Source organism: Streptococcus pseudopneumoniae, from assembly GCF_001068775.1.
Lineage (GTDB): Bacteria > Bacillota > Bacilli > Lactobacillales > Streptococcaceae > Streptococcus > Streptococcus pseudopneumoniae_N.
Window position 1 is genome coordinate 1 of the sequence record NZ_JWAJ01000053.1, and the last position, 210, is coordinate 210.

Sequence of the window (210 nt, forward strand, 5' to 3'; positions counted from 1 at the left end):
TCCTGAATGTATTTCTTTATTGTGGCTTCATTGAGGCCAACTGTACTCACATAATATCCCTCTACCCCAAAATGTCGATTTCCAAACTTATATTTCAGATTTGCGTGTTTATCAAACATCATTAGAGCGCTTTTACCTTTTAAATATCCCATGAAACTAGAAACACTTATCCTTGGTGGAATACTTACTAACATATGTACATGATCTGGC

The 210-nt window shown here is 35.2% G+C and carries 1 protein-coding gene; it reads right to left on the minus strand.

All coding sequences use genetic code 11. The features are described from left to right. Positions 1 to 210: IS200/IS605 family transposase (gene tnpA / locus ADF68_RS01785; RefSeq protein ID WP_049548392.1), on the minus strand; the 210-nt coding region annotated here is incomplete at both ends.